At 74.3% G+C, this 19,028-nt stretch carries 19 protein-coding genes; 8 read left to right on the top strand and 11 right to left on the bottom strand.

The window, feature by feature from the left end; genetic code table 11:
• Nucleotides 1–31 precede the first annotated feature (31 nt).
• On the bottom strand, nucleotides 32–1,105 hold the full coding sequence (locus IF27_RS26165; RefSeq protein WP_052852249.1) for an aldose epimerase family protein: 1,074 nt from the start codon (nucleotides 1,103–1,105) through the stop codon (nucleotides 32–34).
• A gap of 188 nt (nucleotides 1,106–1,293) precedes the next feature.
• Nucleotides 1,294–2,178: an SGNH/GDSL hydrolase family protein gene (locus tag IF27_RS26160; RefSeq protein ID WP_052852248.1), complete on the bottom strand. Its 885-nt coding sequence runs from the start codon at nucleotides 2,176–2,178 to the stop codon at nucleotides 1,294–1,296.
• Nucleotides 2,179–2,483: 305 nt separating this feature from the next.
• Here IF27_RS26160 and IF27_RS26155 point away from each other — a divergent pair, with 305 nt between their 5' ends.
• The gene (locus IF27_RS26155; protein WP_052852397.1) at nucleotides 2,484–2,978 is read left to right on the top strand and encodes a DUF3145 domain-containing protein; all 495 of its coding nucleotides are present in this window, start codon (nucleotides 2,484–2,486) and stop codon (nucleotides 2,976–2,978) included.
• 17 nt (nucleotides 2,979–2,995) lie between these two features.
• Entirely contained in the window at nucleotides 2,996–3,874 is an 879-nt protein-coding gene (locus IF27_RS26150) for an NAD(P)-dependent oxidoreductase (protein ID WP_052852247.1), read from the top strand.
• Nucleotides 3,875–3,884: 10 nt separating this feature from the next.
• On the opposite strand, the gene IF27_RS26145 is transcribed toward IF27_RS26150, so the two are convergent.
• Nucleotides 3,885–5,423, bottom strand: coding sequence for an alpha/beta hydrolase (locus IF27_RS26145; protein WP_052852246.1), 1,539 nt, complete (start codon nucleotides 5,421–5,423; stop codon nucleotides 3,885–3,887).
• Between the two features lie 132 nt (nucleotides 5,424–5,555).
• Nucleotides 5,556–7,010, bottom strand: a complete 1,455-nt coding sequence (gene yczR, locus IF27_RS26140) for a MocR-like transcription factor YczR (RefSeq protein WP_052852245.1) — start codon at nucleotides 7,008–7,010, stop codon at nucleotides 5,556–5,558.
• Nucleotides 7,011–7,106: 96 nt separating this feature from the next.
• Between yczR and yczE the strand changes: the two genes are divergently transcribed.
• Nucleotides 7,107–7,799: a membrane protein YczE gene (gene yczE, locus IF27_RS26135; RefSeq protein WP_223291223.1), complete on the top strand. Its 693-nt coding sequence runs from the start codon at nucleotides 7,107–7,109 to the stop codon at nucleotides 7,797–7,799.
• Here yczE and IF27_RS26130 read toward each other — a convergent pair.
• Nucleotides 7,735–8,334, bottom strand: a complete 600-nt coding sequence (locus tag IF27_RS26130) for a TetR/AcrR family transcriptional regulator (RefSeq protein ID WP_052852244.1) — start codon at nucleotides 8,332–8,334, stop codon at nucleotides 7,735–7,737. The two genes, yczE and IF27_RS26130, sit on opposite strands and share 65 nt — an antisense overlap.
• 61 nt (nucleotides 8,335–8,395) lie before the next feature.
• On the opposite strand from IF27_RS26130, the gene IF27_RS26125 reads away from it, so the two are divergent.
• The gene (locus IF27_RS26125) at nucleotides 8,396–9,346 is read left to right on the top strand and encodes a beta-ketoacyl-ACP synthase III (RefSeq protein WP_052852243.1); all 951 of its coding nucleotides are present in this window, start codon (nucleotides 8,396–8,398) and stop codon (nucleotides 9,344–9,346) included.
• A 131-nt stretch (nucleotides 9,347–9,477) separates the two neighbouring features.
• On the opposite strand, the gene fabF is transcribed toward IF27_RS26125, so the two are convergent.
• The 5 genes from fabF to IF27_RS26100 all read right to left on the bottom strand — a co-directional run bounded on the left by fabF (nucleotide 9,478) and on the right by IF27_RS26100 (nucleotide 14,434).
• A complete protein-coding gene (gene fabF, locus IF27_RS26120; protein WP_052852242.1) occupies nucleotides 9,478–10,740 on the bottom strand; it encodes a beta-ketoacyl-ACP synthase II in 1,263 nt (420 codons plus the stop codon).
• Between the two features lie 107 nt (nucleotides 10,741–10,847).
• Entirely contained in the window at nucleotides 10,848–11,096 is a 249-nt protein-coding gene (locus IF27_RS26115; protein WP_052852241.1) for an acyl carrier protein, read from the bottom strand.
• 68 nt (nucleotides 11,097–11,164) lie between these two features.
• Complete coding sequence (locus IF27_RS26110; RefSeq protein ID WP_052852240.1) at nucleotides 11,165–12,199, bottom strand: ketoacyl-ACP synthase III; 1,035 nt, start codon at nucleotides 12,197–12,199, stop codon at nucleotides 11,165–11,167.
• Nucleotides 12,200–12,207: 8 nt separating this feature from the next.
• Nucleotides 12,208–13,149: an ACP S-malonyltransferase gene (locus IF27_RS26105; RefSeq protein ID WP_052852239.1), complete on the bottom strand. Its 942-nt coding sequence runs from the start codon at nucleotides 13,147–13,149 to the stop codon at nucleotides 12,208–12,210.
• 88 nt (nucleotides 13,150–13,237) lie between these two features.
• Nucleotides 13,238–14,434, bottom strand: coding sequence for a PucR family transcriptional regulator (locus IF27_RS26100; RefSeq protein ID WP_052852238.1), 1,197 nt, complete (start codon nucleotides 14,432–14,434; stop codon nucleotides 13,238–13,240).
• 166 nt (nucleotides 14,435–14,600) lie between these two features.
• On the opposite strand from IF27_RS26100, the gene IF27_RS26095 reads away from it, so the two are divergent.
• Together IF27_RS26095 and IF27_RS26090 are read left to right on the top strand one after the other, a co-directional pair.
• Nucleotides 14,601–15,266, top strand: coding sequence for a pirin family protein (locus IF27_RS26095; RefSeq protein WP_052852237.1), 666 nt, complete (start codon nucleotides 14,601–14,603; stop codon nucleotides 15,264–15,266).
• The gene (locus IF27_RS26090; RefSeq protein ID WP_223291221.1) at nucleotides 15,242–16,102 is read left to right on the top strand and encodes a class I SAM-dependent methyltransferase; all 861 of its coding nucleotides are present in this window, start codon (nucleotides 15,242–15,244) and stop codon (nucleotides 16,100–16,102) included. Before IF27_RS26095 ends, IF27_RS26090 begins: the two co-directional genes overlap by 25 nt.
• Here IF27_RS26090 and IF27_RS26085 read toward each other — a convergent pair.
• A complete protein-coding gene (locus tag IF27_RS26085; protein ID WP_052852235.1) occupies nucleotides 16,099–17,043 on the bottom strand; it encodes an NADP-dependent oxidoreductase in 945 nt (314 codons plus the stop codon). The genes IF27_RS26090 and IF27_RS26085 overlap by 4 nt on opposite strands.
• Nucleotides 17,044–17,132: 89 nt before the next feature.
• On the opposite strand from IF27_RS26085, the gene IF27_RS26080 reads away from it, so the two are divergent.
• Nucleotides 17,133–17,549: a winged helix-turn-helix transcriptional regulator gene (locus IF27_RS26080; protein WP_052852234.1), complete on the top strand. Its 417-nt coding sequence runs from the start codon at nucleotides 17,133–17,135 to the stop codon at nucleotides 17,547–17,549.
• Between the two features lie 128 nt (nucleotides 17,550–17,677).
• Nucleotides 17,678–19,015 (top strand): nucleobase:cation symporter-2 family protein, encoded by a 1,338-nt coding sequence (locus IF27_RS26075; RefSeq protein ID WP_052852233.1) that lies wholly within the window; start codon nucleotides 17,678–17,680, stop codon nucleotides 19,013–19,015.
• The last annotated feature ends 13 nt before the right edge of the window (nucleotides 19,016–19,028 follow it).

Genomic DNA, 19,028 nt, shown 5'->3' with positions numbered 1-19,028 from the left:
GCAACAAGGCCGGAGGCGGGGGCGCGCGGGGTCAGCGCACGGCGAAGGCGTACACCGTCGCCGAGGAGTACGTCTCGCCGGGGCGCAGCACCGTGCTCGGGAACGCCGGGTGGTTCGGGGAGTCGGGGAAGTGCTGCGTCTCCAGGCACAGCGCGTCGCCCTGCCGGTAGGCGCGGCCCGAGGGGCCGGTCAGCGTGCCGTCCAGGGAGTTGCCGCTGTAGAGCTGGAGGGCCGGTTCCGTCGTGGCGACGGTCAGGACGCGGCCCGAGCCCGGGTCGTAGAGCGTCGCCGCGTGCTCGGGCGCCGCCGTGACGCCCTTGTCGAGCACGAGGTTGTGGTCGTAGCCCTGGGCGCGCAGCAGTTGGGGGTGGCCCGCGCGCAGGTCGCGGCCGAGGGGCTTGGCGCGGCGGAAGTCGAACGGCGTGCCCGCGACGGGGGCGACCTCGCCGGTCGGGATCAGCGTCCCGTCCACCGGCGTGTAGTGCGCCGCGGCCAGCCCGAGGCGGTGGTCGGCGACACTGCCGCCGCCCTCGCCGCCGAGGTGGAAGTAGACATGGCTCGTCAGGTTGACGACGGTCGGCGCGTCGGTGGTGGCGCGGTAGTCGATGCGCAGCTCGCCCTCGGGGCCGAGCCGGTACTCGACGCGCACGCGCAGCGTCCCGGGGAAGCCCTGGTCGCCGTCCTGGCTGGTCAGCCGCAGCGTGAGCCCGTGCTCACCGGCCGGTTCGACGTCCCAGACGCGGCGGTGGAAGCCGTCGCCGCCGTGCAGGGTGTTCGGCCCGTCGTTGACCGGCAGCCGGTGCTTGTCGCCGTCGAGCGTGAAGCTGCCCCCCGCCACCCGGTTGGCGTAGCGGCCGATGAGCGCGCCGAAGTAGGGCGAGACCGTCGTGTACGGCTCCAGGTCGTCGAAGCCGAGCGACACGTTGGCCGACTGCCCCGCGCGGTCGGGGCGTTCCAGCGTCTGCACGATGCCGCCGTAGCTCAGCACCCGCAGCAGCGTGCCGCCGCGCTCCAGGGTCCAGCGGTGCACCTCGGTGCCGTCGGCCAGTGTGCCGAACACCTCGCGCCGTGGCGCGCTGCCGGGGCCGTCGGGGGTCGTGGACATGGGGCGCTGCTCCTTCGGGGGACGACGCGGGAGGCGGGGCGACGGGGGGTACGTCACGCGCGGTGGTCCGACCGTAGCGCCCCCGTGTCCGCCGCCCCGAGGCGCCCCCTGACCTGGGGACGCCCCCGCGCCGCTGTCCTTGTCCACCCTTCCGGTGATCCCGCGGGGGCGCGGCGCCCCCGCCCGGGTCACTCGGCGGTGACCTGCGCGTAGGCCAGCGCCGCCAGCTCCGACTGCCCCTCGCGGCTGGGGTGGAACCAGTCCCAGTCGCTCAGGTGGTCGGGCGTGAACGGGTAGTCGAAGACGGCGCCCCCGTCGTAGCGGCACAGGTCGTCGGCCGCACAGACCTCTTCGAGCACCGTGTTGTACTCCCGCACCCGGTCCCGTACCTCGTCGCGCCGCTCGGTCGCCGCGACCTCGTCCTCCCCGTCGGCCGCCAGCATCGACGGGCAGATGTCGGCCAGCCGCCACACGGCCCGTGCCATCGTCGAGCCGTTGCCCTCGCTCCACAGGCGCAGCAGGTCGGGGACGCTCGACATGTACACCTGGGTGTCGGGCAGCTCCTCCCTGACGATCTCCATCGACCGCTCCAGGTCGGCCCGGAAGTCGGCGGTCGGCGTCATGCCGTCCAGGTCGGCGGCGCAGGCGTCGTTGGCGCCGATCAGGACGGTGACGAGCGCGGGGTCGTGCGCCACCGCCTCGCGGACCTGGGCGGGGAGGTCGGCGGCCCGCGCGCCGGTCTCCGCGAGGTTCCACGTCCGGGTGGTGAGCGCGGCCTCGTCGCCGTCGAGCAGTTGGCTCGCCAGGCTGGCGACCCCTGCGTCGGTGCCGGTCGCCCAGGACACCTCGGGGCAGTCGGACAGGACGGTGCAGGCGTCGAACGCGCGGGTGATCGAGTCGCCCACGGCGGCCACCGAGTCCGGGCGCGTGTCCCACACGGGGCCCTGCCTGGCGGCCTCGTCGGGCGACCGTCCGCCCGAGGGCGTCCCCTCGCCCGAGGCCGTGCAGGCGGCCAGCGTCAGGGCCGCGACGACGGCCAGGGTGACGGCGTGCGGGCGGCGGCTGACCTGCATACGGGTACCTCGGAGTCGTGGTGAGGGCGGCGAACCGGTGACGGCGGGGCGGCGGGTGTGCCGCCGGGGGGTAGCTTGGGTCCTTGCAGTGACGGACGCGCTGGGCGATGCGTGGCGGGTGTCTCGGACAAGAGTAAAAGATGACTCCACGTCACCGACTGTCCATTTCGACCGAAAAAGCCATAAAAGCGGCAATGGTGTGGATGTGGTCGCGCGGTATTCCGGGAGCACGGGGGGCGCTCCGGGGGCCGCCGCGGCGCTGGTGAGGCGATGACGGGCGCAGGTACGCGAAAGTGGAGGTCCCGGTGACGACACGTGGTGTTCTGTTTGTGCACTCCGCCCCCCGCGCGCTGTGTCCGCACATCGAATGGGCCGTCGCCGGTGTCCTCGGCGCCCGCGTCGGGCTCGACTGGACGCGCCAGCCCGCCTCGCCGGGCACGTGGCGCGCCGAACTGTCCTGGCAGGGCGAGAGCGCCACCGCCTCCAAGCTCGCCTCCGCGCTGCGCGGCTGGCACCTGCTGCGCTTCGAGGTCACCGCCGAGCCCTGCCCGACCGCCGAGGGCGAGCGCTACAGCTGCACCCCGCAGCTCGGCATCTACCACGCCGTCACCGGCATCCACGGCGACATCATGATCCCCGAGGACCGGCTGCGGGCCGCCGCCGCCCGCTCGGCGCGCGGCGAGAGCGACCTGCACGCCGAGGTCGCCCGCCTCCTCGGCAAGCCGTGGGACGACGAGCTGGAGCCGTTCCGGCACGCCGGTGAGGGCGCGCCGGTCCGCTGGCTGCACCAGGTGGTCTGAGCCTCTAGCGTGCGGCCATGACACCACAGCTCTCCGTCAGCGTCCTCGGCACCGGCATCATGGGCGCCGCGATGGCCCGCAACCTCTGCCGCGCCGGGCACGACGTCCACGTCTGGAACCGCACCCGCGCCAAGGCCGAGCCGCTGGCCGAGGCGGGCGCCGCCGTCGCCGACAGCCCGGCCGAGGCCGTCGCGGGCGCGGACGTCGTCCTCACCATGCTCTACGACGGCGACGCGACCCTCGCCGCCGTCCGGCAGGCCGCCGGGGCGTTCCCGTCAGGGGCGGTGTGGATGCAGAGCACCACGACCGGCCCTGACGGGCTCGAACCGCTCGCCGCGTTCGCCCGCGAGCAGGGCCTCACCTTCGTGGACGCGCCGGTGCTCGGCACCCGGCAGCCCGCCGAGGACGGGAAGCTCGTCATCCTCGCCGCGGCCCCCGAGGCGGTCCGCGCGCGCCTGGCCCCCGTCCTCGACGTGCTGGGCGCCCGTACGGTCTGGGCCGGGACGGAGCCAGGCGCGGCGTCCCGGCTCAAACTGGTCTGCAACAGCTGGATCTTCGCCCTCACGCACGGCGCGGCCGAGGCGCTGACCCTCGCCGAGGGCTTCGGCCTCGACCCGCACCTCTTCCTCGACGCGGTGGACGGCGGCCCGATGGACGTCGCCTACCTGCGGACCAAGTCGGCCGCCATGCTGTCGGGCGACCTGACGCCCAGCTTCCAGGTGGACACCGCCGCGAAGGACAGCCGGCTCATCGTCGCCGCCGCCGAGGCCGCCGGGGTGCGGCTCGACCTCGCGCGCGGCGGCGCCGACCGCTTCCGCCGCGCCGCGGAACAGGGCCACGGCGGCGAGGACATCGCGGCGACCTACTACGCGAGCTTCGACGGGCCGAAGTCCTGACCCGCCGGGGCTACGCGCGGCAGGCCGGGTCGTGCGCGGGGAGCCGCCCCGTGCGCAGGTAGGCGTTGACGCGCCCGTCCACGCAGGCGTTGCCGTACTCGCCGTACAGGCCGTGCTGACGGGCGCCCGTCACGGTGAGCAGCCGCGCGCTCGGCCACTGCTCGCGCAGCGCCAGCGCGCCGGAGTAGAGGGTGCGCGGGTCGCCGGTGGCGGAGACGAGCAGGGCGGGCACGTCGTTGTCGATCACGGTCGGCGCCTCGGCGGGCCGCTCCCAGAACTCGCACGGCGTGATGTTCTCCGCCATCGGCCCGGTGAGGGGGGACCGCGCGCGCGACGCCTCGACCGCGCGCCAGTAGCTCGCGACGCCCTGCCGCTCCGCCACGTCGCCGCACAGGATCGCGGCCATCCGGCTGGACGGGCCGGAGCCCGCGCCGGTCAGCAGGAACTCCAGCTGCCCGGCGAGCGCTTCCGACGGCTCGACCGGCTCCCGGTCCGCGGCCCGCGCCAGCACGCGTACGGTCGCGGCCAGGTCGGCGCGCCGCGCGTCGAGGTCGCTGGCGAGGCCGCCGACGAGGAGGGCGGGCAGGACGTGCTCGTCCAGCGTGTACGTGTCGCCGATCCGCAGGGGCTCCTCGGCCGCGGCGTCGGCGATGCGCTCCACCGTCGCGAGGACCCGCTGGCGCGTGGCGCCCAAGCCGTACGTGCCGTGCCGTGCGGCCGTCCAGGACGCCCACGCGCGCAGCGCCGCGTCGTTGGCCGCCTCGGCGCCGCGCAGCAGGTTGGGCCGGTAGCGCTCCGGGGGGTTGGCACTGTCGAGCACCATGCGGTCGGTGCGGCCGGGGAAGAGCTGGCTGTAGACCTGGCCGAGGTAGCCGCCGTAGGAGTAGCCCAGGTAGGAGAGGGTGTCGGCGCCGAGCGCGGCGCGGATGACGTCCATGTCGCGCGCCGTGTTGCGGGTGGTGACGTACGGCAGGACGTCGCCGTGCGCGCGCTCGCAGCGCTCGGCCATGTCGCGCGCGGCGGCGACCTCCGTGCGGTACGCCGCCAGGTCGGAGCCCGCGGAGCGCATGAAGGCGGAGCCGTGGTCCCAGCCGCAGTCGAGCGGCGTGCTGCGGCCGACGAAGCGCGGGTCCATGCCGATCAGGTCGAAGCGGTCGGCGACGTCCCCCAGCACCTCCGCCTTGGTCAGCGGCATGTGGAGGCTAGGACCGGCCGGGCCGCCGTCGTTGAACAGCAGCGGGCCGACGCGGTGGGCCGTGTCGGTGGCCTTCAGCCGGGAGAGGGCGACGGTGAGGGTACGGCCGTCGGGGTCGGCGTAGTCGAGCGGCACGGTGACGTCGGCGCAGTCGGCGCCCGCGGCGTCCAGGGCGGTGCCGAGTTCGTCGTCCTCGCCGAGGGCGCAGGCGTGCCAGTCGAGGTCCTGGCCGTGGAAGCGGGCCAGCGGGTCGCGGTCGCCCGCGGTGGCCGTGGCGGTGGTGACGGCCGACGCGGTGACGGCGAGCGCCGCCGCGCAGGCCGCAAGTACTTTGACGTAGCGCGTTGTTGACATGCCGGGCACGCTAGGCGCGCCCGGCACCCCGGCGCCTCGGGGAAGATCCCGGAACCGGCCAGGAAGATCCCCGGAGCGATCCCCCACCGCCGACCCCGAGAAACAGCCGCCCCAGGCGTCACACATCACAGGTCACGCGATCCAGCGCGGCCCCCGCGCGGCGGGGCGCGGCCCCGGGCCTTCGGCGAGCGCGGCGGCCAGCCGCCGTACGGCCTCCCGCAGCGTGTCGGGCGGCAGCGTGTACGGGACGCGCAGCCGCTGTTCGAAGACGCCGGGGTCGGCGCCGAAGTACGCGCCGCCCTCGATCCGCACCCCGTACTCCCCGGCGCGTTCCGCCAGCGCCGAGGAGACGGGCTCGCCCAGGTCCACCCACAGCGACAGCCCGCCGGGCGGCAGGCGCCAGCTCCAGTGCGGCAGGTGCTCGGCCAGCGCCCCCGCCAGCGCGGCGCGCCGCTCGCGCGTCCGCTCCAGCCGGGGCGGCAGCAGGGCGTCCGTGCCGGAGAGCAGGTCGAGGGCGAGCAGCTGGTCGAGCACGGGGCCGCCCATGTCGGTGGCGACGCGCTGCCCGGCCAGCTCCGTGACCAGCCGCGCGGGCGCCCGCAGCCAGCCGACGCGCAGGCCCGCCCAGTGCGTCTTGCTCATCGAGCCGACCGTGACCACCTGGCCGGTCGCGCCCGGCGCGGCGTGCGAGGCGAACGGCGCCGGGGGCGGCACGTCGAGCGCGAGGTCCGTCAGCGTCTCGTCGATCACCAGCCAGCTGCCGCAGCGCGCGGCGGCCCGCAGGAGGCGGGCGCGGTGCTCGTCCGGCATGAGGTGGCCGGTCGGGTTCTGGAAGTCGGGGACGAGGTAGGCCAGCGACGGCACGGCCTGCCGGAACGTCGCCTCGGTGATCCCCACGTCCCAGCCGTCGTCGGCGACGGGCACCGGGACGAGGCGCAGCCGGGCGCGGCGCAGGGCGTCCAGGGCGTTCGGGTAGGACGGGTTCTCCGTCAGCGCGCGGTCGCCCGGCCGGGCGAGCAGCCCGAGGACGAGCGACAGCGCGTGCTGGGCGCCCGAGGTGACGAGGATCTGGTCGGGCAGCGTGGCGAGGCCGCGTCGGGTGAACCGTTCGGCGAGCGCGGCGCGCAGCCCGGGGAGGCCGTAGGGGTGGTAGCCGGGGGTGTGGGCGTGCTCGGCCAGCAGGGGCGCGACGCGGGCGAGCGCGGCGGTGAGGGCGCGTTCGGGCAGTTCTGGCGCGGCCCGTGCCAGGTCGATGGCGGTGTCGGGGGCGCCGAGCAGCCGGGTGACGCCGCGCGGGGCGTGGTCGCCTGGCAGGTCGGTCCATGTCCCGGCGCCCCGGCGGCTGTACGCGAAGCCGCCCTCGCGCAGCAGGTCGTACATGGCGGTGACGGTGGCCCTGCTGGTGGCGAGGGCGGTGGCCAGGTCGCGTTCGGCCGGCAGGCGGACGTGCAGGGCGATCCGTCCGTCGAGGATGAGCGCGCCGGTCGCCCGTGCGAGGGAACGGTACGCGGGCCGCGCGTCCGCCGCGTCGGCCAGCAGGGCGGCGAGCTGCCGGGCGCCCAGCGTGCCACCGGTCCGTGCGGCCATGCCACCTCCACCTGATTGGCCGGGTATCGCGGGCCGATCACTCTACAGACTGCCGGAAGTGGCCTGGTCGGGTCGCGGGACGGTGGGGAGGCGGCTGTGGGGCGGACGACGGTGGCGGGCCTGGGGTACGTGCGCCTCGGCGAGCGCCCGCTCCGGCGGCTGCCGCAGCTGTTCGCGGGCCTGGCGCTGTACGGCCTCAGCCTCGCGCTGCTGGTGCGCGCGTCGCTCGGCGCCAACCCGTGGAGCGTCCTCTACGACGGGCTGACCCGCCGTACGCCGTTGAGCTTCGGCGCGATCAGCGCGGTCGTCGGGGTGCTCGTGCTGCTGCTGTGGGTGCCGCTGCGGCAGCGGCCGAGGTTCGGGACGGTGGCGAACGTCGCCGTGCTCGCGTTCGCCTCCGACCTCGGACTCGCCCTGCTGCCGCGGGACTTCGGGCTGCCCGCGCGCTGCGCCCTGCTGGTGGGCGGGGTGCTGCTGAACGGGCTGGCGGTCGCCGTCTACGTCGGCGCGCGCTGCGGCCCCGGGCCGCGTGACGGGCTGATGACCGGGCTGTCCGCCGTGATGGGGTGGTCGGTGCGGCGGGTACGGACGGGACTTGAGGTCGCCGTGCTGGCCGTGGGCTGGCTGCTCGGCGGGGGAGTGGGGCCCGGGACGCTGCTGTACGCGCTGGCGGTCGGGCCCGTCGTCCAGCTCTTCCTGCCGTGGTGCGCCTACCGGCGCGGGGTCACCCGGCCAGGAGCCGGTCGATGGCGCGGCGGGCGCGCACGGCGGCCGACCGGTCGCCGTTGAGCTGGATCGTGTGGTTGAGGCTCATCATCACGCCGTACAGCTCGAAGACGAGCTGCGCCGGGTCGGTGTCGGCCGGGAGGTCCCCGGCGCGGACGGCCGCGCGGATCTCGGCGGTCAGCCGTCCGTCCCAGGCGTGGAACTGCCGCTTCATCAGCGCGTGGACGGCCCCGGCGCGGCCGTCGTACTCGAACGTCGCGCTGACGAACAGGCAGCCGCCGGGGAAGACCTCGCGCTCCAGGTAGGAGATCCAGGCGGCGCACACCGCGCGCAGCCGCGGCAGCCCTGGCGCGGCCGGTTCCGCGGGCGCCCAGATCTCCGCGTTGAAGATCTCGGCCGCGCGGCGCAGCGCGGCGATCTGGAGCGCCTCCTTGGTGCCGAAGTGGCCGAGCAGCCCTGACTTGCTGAGGCCGAGGTCGGACGCGAGCCGCCCGATCGTCAGCCCTTCGAGCCCTTCGAGCGACGCGAGGTCCACGCTGCGGTCGATGATCCGGTCACGGGTGCGGAGGGCTTCGGCGGCCGAGCGGCGCGGACTCATGCGCCCACTATAAGGCGGCCCCGCTATACCGACCGATCGTTCGGTCGCTATAGTGCGGCGCATGACGCGCATCCTGGCCCTGGGCCACCACCAGCCCGCGCACGTGCTGACCAACGACGACCTCGCCGCCATGGTCGAGACCGACGACGCGTGGATCCGGCAGCGCACCGGCATCGTCACCCGGCGCATCGCGCGCGAGGAGACCGTCACCGACCTCGCCGCCGGGGCCGCCGGGAAGGCCCTCGCCTCCTCCGGGCTCGACCCCGCCGACATCGGCCTCGTCACGGTCGCGACATGCAGCGCCATGGACCGCGTGCCGTCCGTCGCCGCGCAGGTCGCCGGGCGGCTCGGCATCCCCTCCGCCGTCACGTTCGACCTCAACAACGCCTGCGCCGGGTTCACCACCGCGCTCGCCACCGCCGACCACACGGTCCGCGCGGGCGCCGCCCGGCACGCGCTCGTCGTCGGCGCCGAGAAGATGTCGGACGTCACCGACTGGACCGACCGCGCCAGCTGCATCCTCCTCGGCGACGGCGCGGGCGCGGCCGTCATCGGCGGCGACGACGCGGGGGAGGCGGGCGACGGCGACGGCATCGGCCCCGTCGTCTGGGGCTCCGACCCCACGCGCAAGGACACCGTGCTCCTGAACGACGACTGGCACCCGCGCTTCACCCAGCAGGGCCAGGCCGTCTTCCGCTGGGCCACCACCGAACTCGCCCCCGTCGCCCGCGCCGCCTGCGAGCGCGCCGGGATCGCCCCGGCCGCGCTCGGCGGCATCGTCACCCACCAGGCGAACCTGCGCATCATCGAGTCCCTGGCCCGCCAGATCGGCGCGCCGGACGCCGTCGTCGCCACCGACGTCACCGAGTCGGGCAACACGTCGGCCGCCTCCGTGCCGCTCGCGCTCGCCAAGCTGGTCGAACGCCGCGCGATCCCGGCCGGGGCGCCCGTGCTGCTCTTCGCGTTCGGCGGCGGCCTCTCCTGGGCGGGCCAGGTCGTCCGCTGCCCGTGACACGCCGCGGCCCCGGGGGCGTGGCAGGCATGCCCCCGGGGCCGCGCGGGTAGCGGAAAAGGCGCGGACGGCCCACTCCTTCCCGCTGGGCGCGCAGCGGGGGGAGGGGCCGTCCGCAGTCTCGGGGACGGTCAGACCGTCCGCATGGCCAGCACCACGTTGTGGCCGCCGAAGCCGAACGAGTTGTTGATCGCCGCGATCGTGCCGCTCGGCAGCACCCGGGCCTCGCCCCTGACGACGTCGGCGTCCACCTCGGGGTCCAGCTCGTCCAGGTTGATCGTGGGCGGCGCCAGCCGGTGGTGCAGCGCGAGGACGGTGGCCACCGTCTCGATGCCGCCCGCGCCACCGAGCAGGTGACCCGTCATCGACTTGGTGGCCGAGATCGCCACATGGTCCAGCTCCTCGCCCAGCACGCGGCGCAGCGCCTTGACCTCCGCCACGTCACCCTGCGGGGTGGACGTCGCGTGCGCGTTCAGGTGGACGACCTGCTCCGGCTTCAGGTCGCTGGAGTCCAGCAGGTTCTGGAGCGCCGTCGCGATGCCGCGGCCGGTCGGCTCGGGCTGCGCGATGTGGTGCGCGTCCCCGGACAGGCCCTGCCCCAGGATCTCGCAGTACACCCGCGCCCCGCGCCGCGCCGCGTGCTCGGCGGACTCCAGCACGACGACCCCGGCGCCCTCGCCGAGGACGAAGCCGTCACGTCCCTTGTCGTAAGGGCGCGAGGCGCCCTGCGGGTCGTCGTTGTTCTTCGACAGCGCCATCATGTTGGCGAACGCGGCGATCGGCAGCGGATGGATCGCCGCCTCCGTGCCGCCCGCCACCACGACGTCCGCGCGGCCCGTACGGATCATCTCGACCGCGTAGCCGACCGCCTCGGCGCCCGAGGCGCACGCGCTGACCGGCGCGTGGGCGCCCGCCTGCGCGTTGATCTCCAGGCCGACGTTGGCCGCCGGGCTGTTCGGCATGAGCATGGGCACGGTGTGCGGGGAGACCCGGCGCGCGCCCTTCTCCTTCAGCACGTCGTACTGGTCGAGCAGCGTCGTCACGCCGCCGATGCCCGAGGCCACCACGGCGCCCACCCGCGTCGGGTCGGCGGCGGCGTCGTCGCCCGCCCGCGCCGTGAAACCGGCGTCCGCCCACGCCTCCCGGGTCGCCAGCAGGGCGAACTGGGCCGAGCGGTCCAGCTTGCGCGCCACCGGCTTCGGCAGCCGCTCCAGCGGCTCGACCGCGACACGCGCCGCGATCTTCACCGGGAGCTCCTGCGCCCACTCCTCCGTCAGGACACCCACGCCGGACCGACCGGCGACCATGCCCTCCCACGTCGTCGCGCTGTCGCCACCCAGCGGTGTGGTGGCGCCGACACCGGTGACAACCACCGTTCGATTGGTCGCGTTCACGGTAATTCGTTCTCCGCTAGTCGGGGTTGATCGCAGCGTCACCCCACGCGGGTGACGACAGCGCTTGCGTGCGAGCCGTCACGGACAGGCCGTGACGGGGAGACCACTCAGCTCTGGTGGTCGGTGATGTAGCCGACCGCGTCGCCGACGGTCTTCAGACCCTTGACGTCGTCGTCCGGGATCTTGACGCCGAAGCGCTCCTCGGCGGCGACGACCACCTCGACCATGGACAGCGAGTCCACGTCCAGGTCGTCGGTGAACGACTTCTCCTCGGTCACCTCGTCGTTCGGGATACCGGCGATCTCGTTGACGATCTCGGCGAGACCCTCAAGGATCTCTTCCCTGCTGACAGCCATTGCGGCGCTCCTTCTGTGTTGCGGTGGGGTACCGCGTTGTGTGGTGATCCGCGGGGGCGCGGATCTGCTTAGGGGAGGGTAACGACCGTGGCGGCGTACACCAGACCCGCCCCGAAGCCGATGACGAGTGCGGTGTCGCCGCTCTTCGCCTGTCCGGTCTCCAGCATCCGCTCCATCGCGAGCGGGATGGAGGCGGCCGACGTGTTGCCCGTCGTCTCGATGTCGCGGGCGACCGCGACGTGGGCGGGCAGCCCGAGCGTCTTCACCATCGAGTCGATGATCCGCATGTTGGCCTGATGCGGTATGAAGACGTCCAGCTCGTCCGCCGTGATCCCGGCCGCGTCCAGCGCCCGCTGCGCGACCTTCGCCATCTCGAAGACGGCCCAGCGGAAGACGGTCTGCCCCTCCTGGCGCAGCGCAGGGAACTTGACGTTGCCCTGCGAGTCCACCGGCAGTTCTGCGACGTCGCCGAGCGCGAACCGGTCCCAGGGCACCGTCTGCGCGATGACCTGCGCCTTGTCGCCCTCGGAACCCCACACCGTCGGGCCCATCGCCGGTACCTCGGACGGGCCCAGCACGACCGCGCCCGCGCCGTCACCGAACAGGAAGGCCGTGGAGCGGTCCTCCTTGTCGGTCAGGTCGGACAGCCGCTCGACGCCCACGACCAGCACGTGCGTCGCGCTGCCCTCGACGACCAGGCCCTTGCCCACGGTCAGGCCGTAGCCGAAACCGGCGCAGGCGGCCGAGATGTCGAAGGCGGCGGGCTTCCCCGCGCCGAGCCGGTGCGCGATCTCGGTGGCGACCGACGGCGTCTGCATGAAGTGCGACACGGTCGAGATGACCACCGCGTCCACCTGCTCCGCGGTGATCCCCGCGTCGGCGATGGCCTTGCCCGAGGCCGCGAGCGCCATCTCGGCGACGGTCTCGTCCTCGCCTGCCCAGTGCCGCGTCACGATGCCCGAGCGGGAACGGATCCACTCGTCCGAGGAGTCGATGTGCTTGAGGATCTCCTCGTTGGGCACCACACGGACCGGCCGGTAGCCGCCCACGCCCATGATCCGGGCGTGGGGAGCGCCGCGGCTCGGCTTCAGTTTGGCGGACATTCCCACTCCTATTCGGCGGTGTCCGCGGCGTGCTCCGCGAGCAGCTCGCGGGCCGCGTCCAGTTGATCCGGGGACTTGACGGCCAGCTGCGCGACACCCTTCAGGTTGCGCTTGGCCAGTCCGGCGAGCGTGCCGCCGGGGCACAGCTCGATCAGCGCCGTCACGCCGAGCCCGCGGAACGTCTCGGTGCACAGGTCCCAGCGGACCGGGCTCGACACCTGCGTGACCAGGCGGCGTACGACCTCCCGGCCGTCGCCGACGACCTGGCCGTCGGCGTTGGAGACGAACGGCACGCCCGGGTCGGCGACGGTGACGTCCTGGGCGGTGGCCTCCATGGCCTTCACGGCGGAGGCCATGTGGTGCGTGTGGAACGCGCCCGCCACCTTGAGCGGTATGACGCGGGCGCTCTCCGGCTTGTCGGCCGCCAGCGCGGCCAGCTGCTCCAGCGTGCCCGCCGCGACTATCTGGCCGCCGCCGTTGTTGTTCGCCGGGGTGAGGCCGTGCTGCTCCAGCTTCGCCGCCACCTCGTCCGGGTCGCCGCCGAGCACGGCCGACATCCCGGTCTCCGTGACGGCCGCGGCCTCCGCCATGGCGGTCGAGCGGCTGCGGACCAGCGCCATCGTCCCGGCCTCGGTCAGCACCCCCGCGACGGCCGCCGCGGGCAGCTCGCCGACACTGTGCCCGGCGACGGCGCCGAGCCTGGACGCGGCGGCGAAACCGTCGCCGAGCAGCGCGTGCGCCGACAGCAGCGCACCGGCCACCAGCAGCGGCTGGGCGACGGCGGTGTCACGGATCGCGTCCGCGTCCGCCGCCGTGCCGTAGTGGACGAGGTCGATGCCCGCGATGTCCGACCAGGCGCGCAGCCGGTCGGTGACACCGGGGAGTTCGAGCCAGGGACTGAGGAAGCCAGGCGTCTGGGAACCCTGGCCGGGAGCGACGAGTACGAGCACGCTCTCACTCTCTCCCGGCCATGGGGTGCACCGCCGGTGGCGACGAGAACCAAGAACGGTCAAGGGATTTGTAGACCTCGAACAAACGTCATGCCGGATGCGTCTCGTCGGCCAGTCGCCCCAGCATGAGCGCGACGCGGAGAGTGAAGGCCGACCTGACGTCGGAGGGTGGCCAGCCGGTGACGTCCGTCACACGCCTGAGGCGGTAGCGCACGGTGTTGGGGTGGACGAACAACATCCGCGCCGCCCCCTCCAGGCTGCTCGCCTGCTCCAGATAGACACTCAGCGTCTCCAGCAGCGCCGAGCCCGCCTCCTGGAGCGGTCTGTAGATCTCCTCCACCAGCAGCGTCCGCGCGGCCGGGTCGCCCGCCATCGCGCGCTCCGGCAGCAAATCGTCCGCCAGTACGGGGCGCGGCGCGTCCGGCCACGCGGCGCACGCCCGCAGCCCCGCCGCCGCGGCCTGCGCCGACCGCGTCGCCTGCAACAGGTCGTTCACCACGGGCCCCGCCACGACCGGGCCCGACGCGAACGGGCCGATCAGCGCCTTGGCCGCCTGCACCGGGTCGTCGCTGCCCCCGGCGATCACCACCAGGCGTTTGCCCAGCACACCGGTCAGCACCTGCAACTTCGCGTAGCGGGCCGCCCGGCGGATCGCCTCCACCGTCAGCTCGCTGTCGCCGTTCGGCGCGTTCCCGAGGACGACGGTCACATGGTCGGGCGAACTCCAGCCGAGGGCCGCCGCGCGCGACAGGTCGCTCTCGTCCGCCTCGCCCGACACCACCGCGTTCACGACCAGCGATTCGAGGCGCGCGTCCCACGCACCGCGCGCCTCGGCGGCCTGCGCGTACACCTGCGCGGTCGCGAACGCGATCTCCCGCGCGTACACCAGCAGCGCGTTGCCGAGCGCCACCTCGCCCCCGGGCGGCGCCAGCTCGTCCACCGCCGACTCGACGACCTCGATGGTCGTGCGCACCATCTCCACGGTCTGCCGCAGCGTGATGGCCCGCGTCAGCTCGCGCGGCGCCGTGCCGAACACGTCGGTGCTGATCGCCTGCGGCATCCCCGGGTGGCGGTACCACTCGGTGAACGCGGCGATACCGGCCTGCGCGACCAGCCCGATCCACGAGCGGTTCTCCGGCGGCATCGCGCGATACCAGGACAACTGCTCGTCCATACGCGCGATAGCGGCGGCGGCGAGCTTCCCGGAGGACTGCTCAAGACGGCGCACGGTCGCGGCGTGCGCTTCCTTCTCATCGGCATCGGACACGGGACCAGCCTGCCTCATTTCTCCGCGACCCATACCCGGCGGGGGTGACCCCGGGCGGGAACCGTACGGATTCCGTGCCCCGCGCGCCGCTCCCTCCCCGCGCCGCGCACGGCTTCGCCACGGGCGTACGGGCGTGTACGGCGTGTCCGGGACGCGGCGGGCGCCGGTCGGTACGGTGGGGCCCATGCTTCAGGTGACGCGGGCGGGCGAGCGCTACCGGGGCGGCGAGCCGTCCGCCGGGATCGACACCCGGCACGCGTTCTCCTTCGCCGGTTTCTACGATCCCGCGAACATCCGCTTCGGCCCGCTGACCGCGTGCAACGAGGAACTCCTCGCCCCTGGCGCCGGGTTCGCGCCCCACCCGCACCGCGACCTGGAGATCGTCACGTGGGTGCTTGAGGGCGAGCTGACGCACGAGGACGGCGAAGGGCGCGCCACCGTCGTGCGGCCAGGCGACGTCCAGCGCCTCACCGCCGGGGCGGGCGCGGTCCACGGCGAACGCAACGCGGGCGCGGTGCCGCTGCGCTTCCTCCAGATGTGGCTGATCCCCGACGACCCCGGCGGGCCACCGGAGTACGAGGTCGTGCGCGGCATCGCCGACGGGACCCCGTACGCCCTGCCGCGCACGGCGGCCGAGCTGCACGTACGGCGTCTGCCCGACGGGGCGCGGACCGCCGTGCCCGCCGCGCCGCGTGTGTACGTGCATGTGCTGCGGGGCGCCGTGCGGCTCGCGGACGGCGGCGAACTCGCCCCGGGGGACGCCGTGCGGCTGACGGACGGCGGTGAACTCGCCCTCCAGGCGCGGGGGGAGACCGAGGTGTTGATATGGGAGATGGGCGGGCTGGGATGACGGGCGGCGGCGCGGTCGGTTCCGGCGGCACGGTCGCGTTCGGCGGCGATGTCGCCACCTACTACGCCGCCTACCGGCGCGGCTACCCCGAGGCGCTGCTCGACCGCGTCGGCGCCGCGCTCGGCCTCTCGGCGGTGGACGGCACCGTGCTCGATCTCGGCTGCGGCACCGGCCAGTTGGCCCTGCCCATGGCCCACAGGGCGCGGGCCGTCATCGGCATGGACCCGGAGCCCGCCATGCTGCGGCTCGCGGCGGAGGCAGGGGCGCGGCAGGGGCTGGCGAACGTGACGTGGGTCCTCGGCGCTGACCGTGACGTCCCGGCGCTCGGCGCCCTGCTCGACGGCCCGCGCCCGCTCGCCGCCACCGTCATCGGCACGGCGCTGCACTGGATGCGGCCCGCCGAGCTGTTCCCCGTCCTGCGCGCCCTGACCCGGCCGGGCGGCGGCGTCGCCGTGCTGTCGGGCGGCGCGCCGCTGTGGCTGCACGGGACGGACTGGTCGCGGGCGCTGCGTGCGTTCCTCGAAGACCACTTCGGCCGCGAGCTGCGCGCCACCTGCGGCACGGACGACGCCGATCTCGCCCGCTACCGGCGGGAGTTCGCGGACGCGGGCTTCGCCTCCGCCACGCTCCTTGAGCACGCGTACGAGGACCTGCTGACGTTCGACCGGCTCGTCGGCGGCCTCTGGTCGGCGTTCCCGCCCGACGCGCTCCCGGCCCCGGGGGACCGCCCTGCGTTCGCCGCCCGGCTGCGCGCGGCGCTGCCGCCAGGCGACCGGTTCGCCGAACCGGTACGCGTCACCGCCCTCGTGGCCACAGTCGGCCCGGCGGAACGTTAGGGCACCAGGACGATCTTGCCCTTCACCCTGCCGGTCTCGCTCAGCTCGTGGGCCTTGGCCGCCTCCGCCAGCGGCAGGACGTGAGCGACGGCGGCCCGCAGGCTCCCGCGTTCCACCAGGGCCGTCACCTCCTCCAGATCGGCGCCCGACGGCGTGAACCCCGACTCGGCGAACCGCAGGCCGCGCGCCTCCGCCTGCTCCCTGACGGCCGTCCGGTCGGGGCCGGTGCCCCGTACGTCCACGAGGAGGCCGCCCGGCGCGAGGGTGTCCAGCGACCGGGGCCCGTAGGCGTCGCTGATCGGGTCGAGCACCACGTCGATGTCCCGCACGGCCGCCGCGAAGTCGGCCGTCGTGTAGTCGATCAGCTCGTCGGCGCCCAGGCCGCGCAGGAACGCGTGCCCGTCGCGCCGGGCCGTGCCGACGACGTACGCGCCGCGCGCCTTGGCGATCTGCACGGCGAGATGGCCGAGCCCGCCCGCCGCCGCGTGGACGAGCACCCGCTGCCCGGCGCCGACGTCCGCGACCCGCGCGAGCGCCCGCCAGGCGGTGAGCGCCGCCACCGGCAGCGCCGCCGCGTCCACGTGGTCCATGCCCGCCGGGACGGCGGCCAGCGCCTCCACGGGCGCGACGGCGTACTCGGCGTAGGAGCCCCGGGGCGGGAACGCGCAGCCGTACACCTCGTCGCCCGGCCGGAACCGCGCCGTCCCCTCGCCGACCGCCGCCACCACGCCCGACACGTCGATCCCCAGCGTGAACGGCGGGTCGCCTGCCCTGCGCACCAGCCCCGAACGCATCTTCCCGTCCGCCGGGTTCACCCCGGCGGCGTGGACGCGCACCAGCGCCTCGCCGGGGCCCGGCGTCGGCACGGCGGACTCGACGGCCTCCAGCACGTCGGGGCCGCCGTAGCCACGCTGACTGATCGCACGCATGCGGGTGGTCATGGGAACACGCTCCTCGGGTCGTGATCACCATCCTCGGCGGCGACGGTTTCCGTTGTGAAGAAGGCACCTCGGTGATATCCAGGTACCTCATGGATACCGATACAGGTCAGGCCGCCCCTGACGGCGGCGCCACGTACCGCCGCGACTGCCCCTCGCGCACCGTGGTCGAGTCGCTGGCCAACAAGTGGGTCCTGTACGTCCTGGGGGCGCTGCGCCTCCACGACCGGCCGCTGCGGTTCAGCGAACTGCGGCGCCTGCTGGACGGGATCACGCAGAAGATGCTGACGCAGACCCTGCGCGCGCTGGAGCGCGACGGCCTCGTGCACCGCACGGTCTACCCGACCGTGCCCCCGCGCGTGGAGTACGGGCTCACCGAACTCGGCGTCGAGGCGGGGGAGTTGACCAGCGCCATCAGCGCGTGGTCCGTGGAGCACGCCCAGCGCATCCTGGCGGCTCGCCGGGACTTCGACGCGCAGGCCGCCCTGCCGCCCCGCCCCGTCCGCTAGCCGCTCCCCGCCTCGGCCCCCGTCGCCCGGACACCTCGACACGGGCGCGAAACGCCCGCGACATCAACAAAATGTGTAAGCGGCCTACGGTCTCGCCCAACGTTCGTCATGACGTCGGAGGAGTCCCGATGACCGAAGCGCCGGATCGTGCCCGAGTCCATCCCGTCGATGAGCGCCTGCCGCCCGCCCAACTCGCCGCGTTCGGGCTGCAACACGTGCTCGCCATGTACGCCGGGGCCGTCGCCGTCCCCCTCATCGTCGGCGGGTCGCTCGGCCTCTCGCCCGCCGACCTCGCCTACCTCATCACCGCCGACCTGCTGATCTGCGGCGTCGCGACACTGCTCCAGTGCGTCGGCTGGTGGCGGTTCGGCGTCCGGCTGCCCATCATGCAGGGCTGCACGTTCGCCGCCGTCACGCCGATGGTCCTCATCGGCCAGGACGGCGGCCTGCCCGCGATCTACGGCGCCGTCATCGTCACCGGGCTCGCGATCATCCTGCTCGCGCCGCTGTTCGGACGGCTGCTGCGCTTCTTCCCGCCGCTCGTCACCGGCACCGTCATCCTCATCATCGGGCTGAGCCTGCTGCCGGTCGCGGGGGAGTGGTCGGCGGGCGGCGTGGGCGCCGAGGACTTCGGCGACCCGGACAACCTCGCCCTCGCGGCCGGGGTGCTCGTCGGCGTGCTCCTGCTCCAGCGGTACGCGCCGCCGTTCGTCGCGCGGATCGCCGTCCTCGCGGGCATCGTGCTCGGCACCCTTGTCGCGATACCCCTCGGCCACACGGACTTCGGCGGCGTCGGCGACGCGGACTGGATCGGGATCAGCACCCCGTTCCACTTCGGCGCGCCCGAGTTCCAACTCGGCGCGATCCTGTCGCTGTTGGTCGTCGGGCTCGTCATCATGACGGAGACAACGGGCGACTTCATCGCGGTCGGCGAGCTGACCGGCCGCGAGGTGACACCCGAGCGGCTGGCCGACGGGCTGCGGGCCGACGGCGTCTCCACGCTGCTCGGCGGCGTGTTCAACACCTTCCCTTACACCGCGTTCGCGCAGAACGTCGGCCTCGTCGGCATGACGCGCGTGCGGAGCCGGTGGGTCGTCGCGGTCGCGGGCGGCATCCTCGTGGTGCTCGGGCTGCTGCCGAAGCTGGGCGCGGTGGTCGCCGCCATCCCGGCGCCGGTGCTGGGCGGGGCCGGGGTCGTCATGTTCGGGACGGTCGCGGCCAGCGGCATCAGGACCCTGGGCAAGGTGGACTTCGGGAACGGCCACAACCTCGCGATCGTCGCCGTCTCGGTGGGCGTCGGGATGCTGCCGGTGGGCGTGCCGGAGATCTACGCCGAGTTCCCCGACTGGTTCCAGACGGTGATGAACAGCGGCATCAGCGCCGGATGCGTCACCGCGATCTCCCTCAACCTGCTGTTCCACCACCTGCCTTCGCGTCCCAGGACCGCCGGGGGCGCCGGGGTGTGACAGGTGCCAGAGG

Source organism: Streptomyces avicenniae (assembly GCF_000719135.1).
In the GTDB taxonomy this organism is placed as follows: Bacteria; Actinomycetota; Actinomycetes; order Streptomycetales; family Streptomycetaceae; genus Streptomyces; species Streptomyces avicenniae.
This window is presented reverse-complemented; position numbering and strand designations above follow the sequence as displayed.

Excerpts from the sequence above, each read along its gene's own strand:
- IF27_RS26090 (WP_223291221.1), top strand. The coding sequence starts at position 15,242 with ATGGGAGATGGGCGGGCTGGGATGACGGGCGGCGGCGCGGTCGGTTCC.
- IF27_RS26150 (WP_052852247.1), top strand. The coding sequence starts at position 2,996 with ATGACACCACAGCTCTCCGTCAGCGTCCTCGGCACCGGCATCATGGGC.
- IF27_RS26125 (WP_052852243.1), top strand. The coding sequence starts at position 8,396 with ATGACGCGCATCCTGGCCCTGGGCCACCACCAGCCCGCGCACGTGCTG.
- IF27_RS26100 (WP_052852238.1), bottom strand. The coding sequence starts at position 14,434 with ATGAGGCAGGCTGGTCCCGTGTCCGATGCCGATGAGAAGGAAGCGCAC.
- IF27_RS26085 (WP_052852235.1), bottom strand. The coding sequence starts at position 17,043 with ATGACCACCCGCATGCGTGCGATCAGTCAGCGTGGCTACGGCGGCCCC.
- IF27_RS26165 (WP_052852249.1), bottom strand. The coding sequence starts at position 1,105 with ATGTCCACGACCCCCGACGGCCCCGGCAGCGCGCCACGGCGCGAGGTG.
- IF27_RS26110 (WP_052852240.1), bottom strand. The coding sequence starts at position 12,199 with ATGTCCGCCAAACTGAAGCCGAGCCGCGGCGCTCCCCACGCCCGGATC.
- IF27_RS26095 (WP_052852237.1), top strand. The coding sequence starts at position 14,601 with ATGCTTCAGGTGACGCGGGCGGGCGAGCGCTACCGGGGCGGCGAGCCG.
- yczR (WP_052852245.1), bottom strand. The coding sequence starts at position 7,010 with ATGGCCGCACGGACCGGTGGCACGCTGGGCGCCCGGCAGCTCGCCGCC.
- IF27_RS26160 (WP_052852248.1), bottom strand. The coding sequence starts at position 2,178 with ATGCAGGTCAGCCGCCGCCCGCACGCCGTCACCCTGGCCGTCGTCGCG.
- IF27_RS26115 (WP_052852241.1), bottom strand. The coding sequence starts at position 11,096 with ATGGCTGTCAGCAGGGAAGAGATCCTTGAGGGTCTCGCCGAGATCGTC.
- IF27_RS26080 (WP_052852234.1), top strand. The coding sequence starts at position 17,133 with ATGGATACCGATACAGGTCAGGCCGCCCCTGACGGCGGCGCCACGTAC.
- IF27_RS26130 (WP_052852244.1), bottom strand. The coding sequence starts at position 8,334 with ATGAGTCCGCGCCGCTCGGCCGCCGAAGCCCTCCGCACCCGTGACCGG.
- IF27_RS26145 (WP_052852246.1), bottom strand. The coding sequence starts at position 5,423 with ATGTCAACAACGCGCTACGTCAAAGTACTTGCGGCCTGCGCGGCGGCG.
- IF27_RS26075 (WP_052852233.1), top strand. The coding sequence starts at position 17,678 with ATGACCGAAGCGCCGGATCGTGCCCGAGTCCATCCCGTCGATGAGCGC.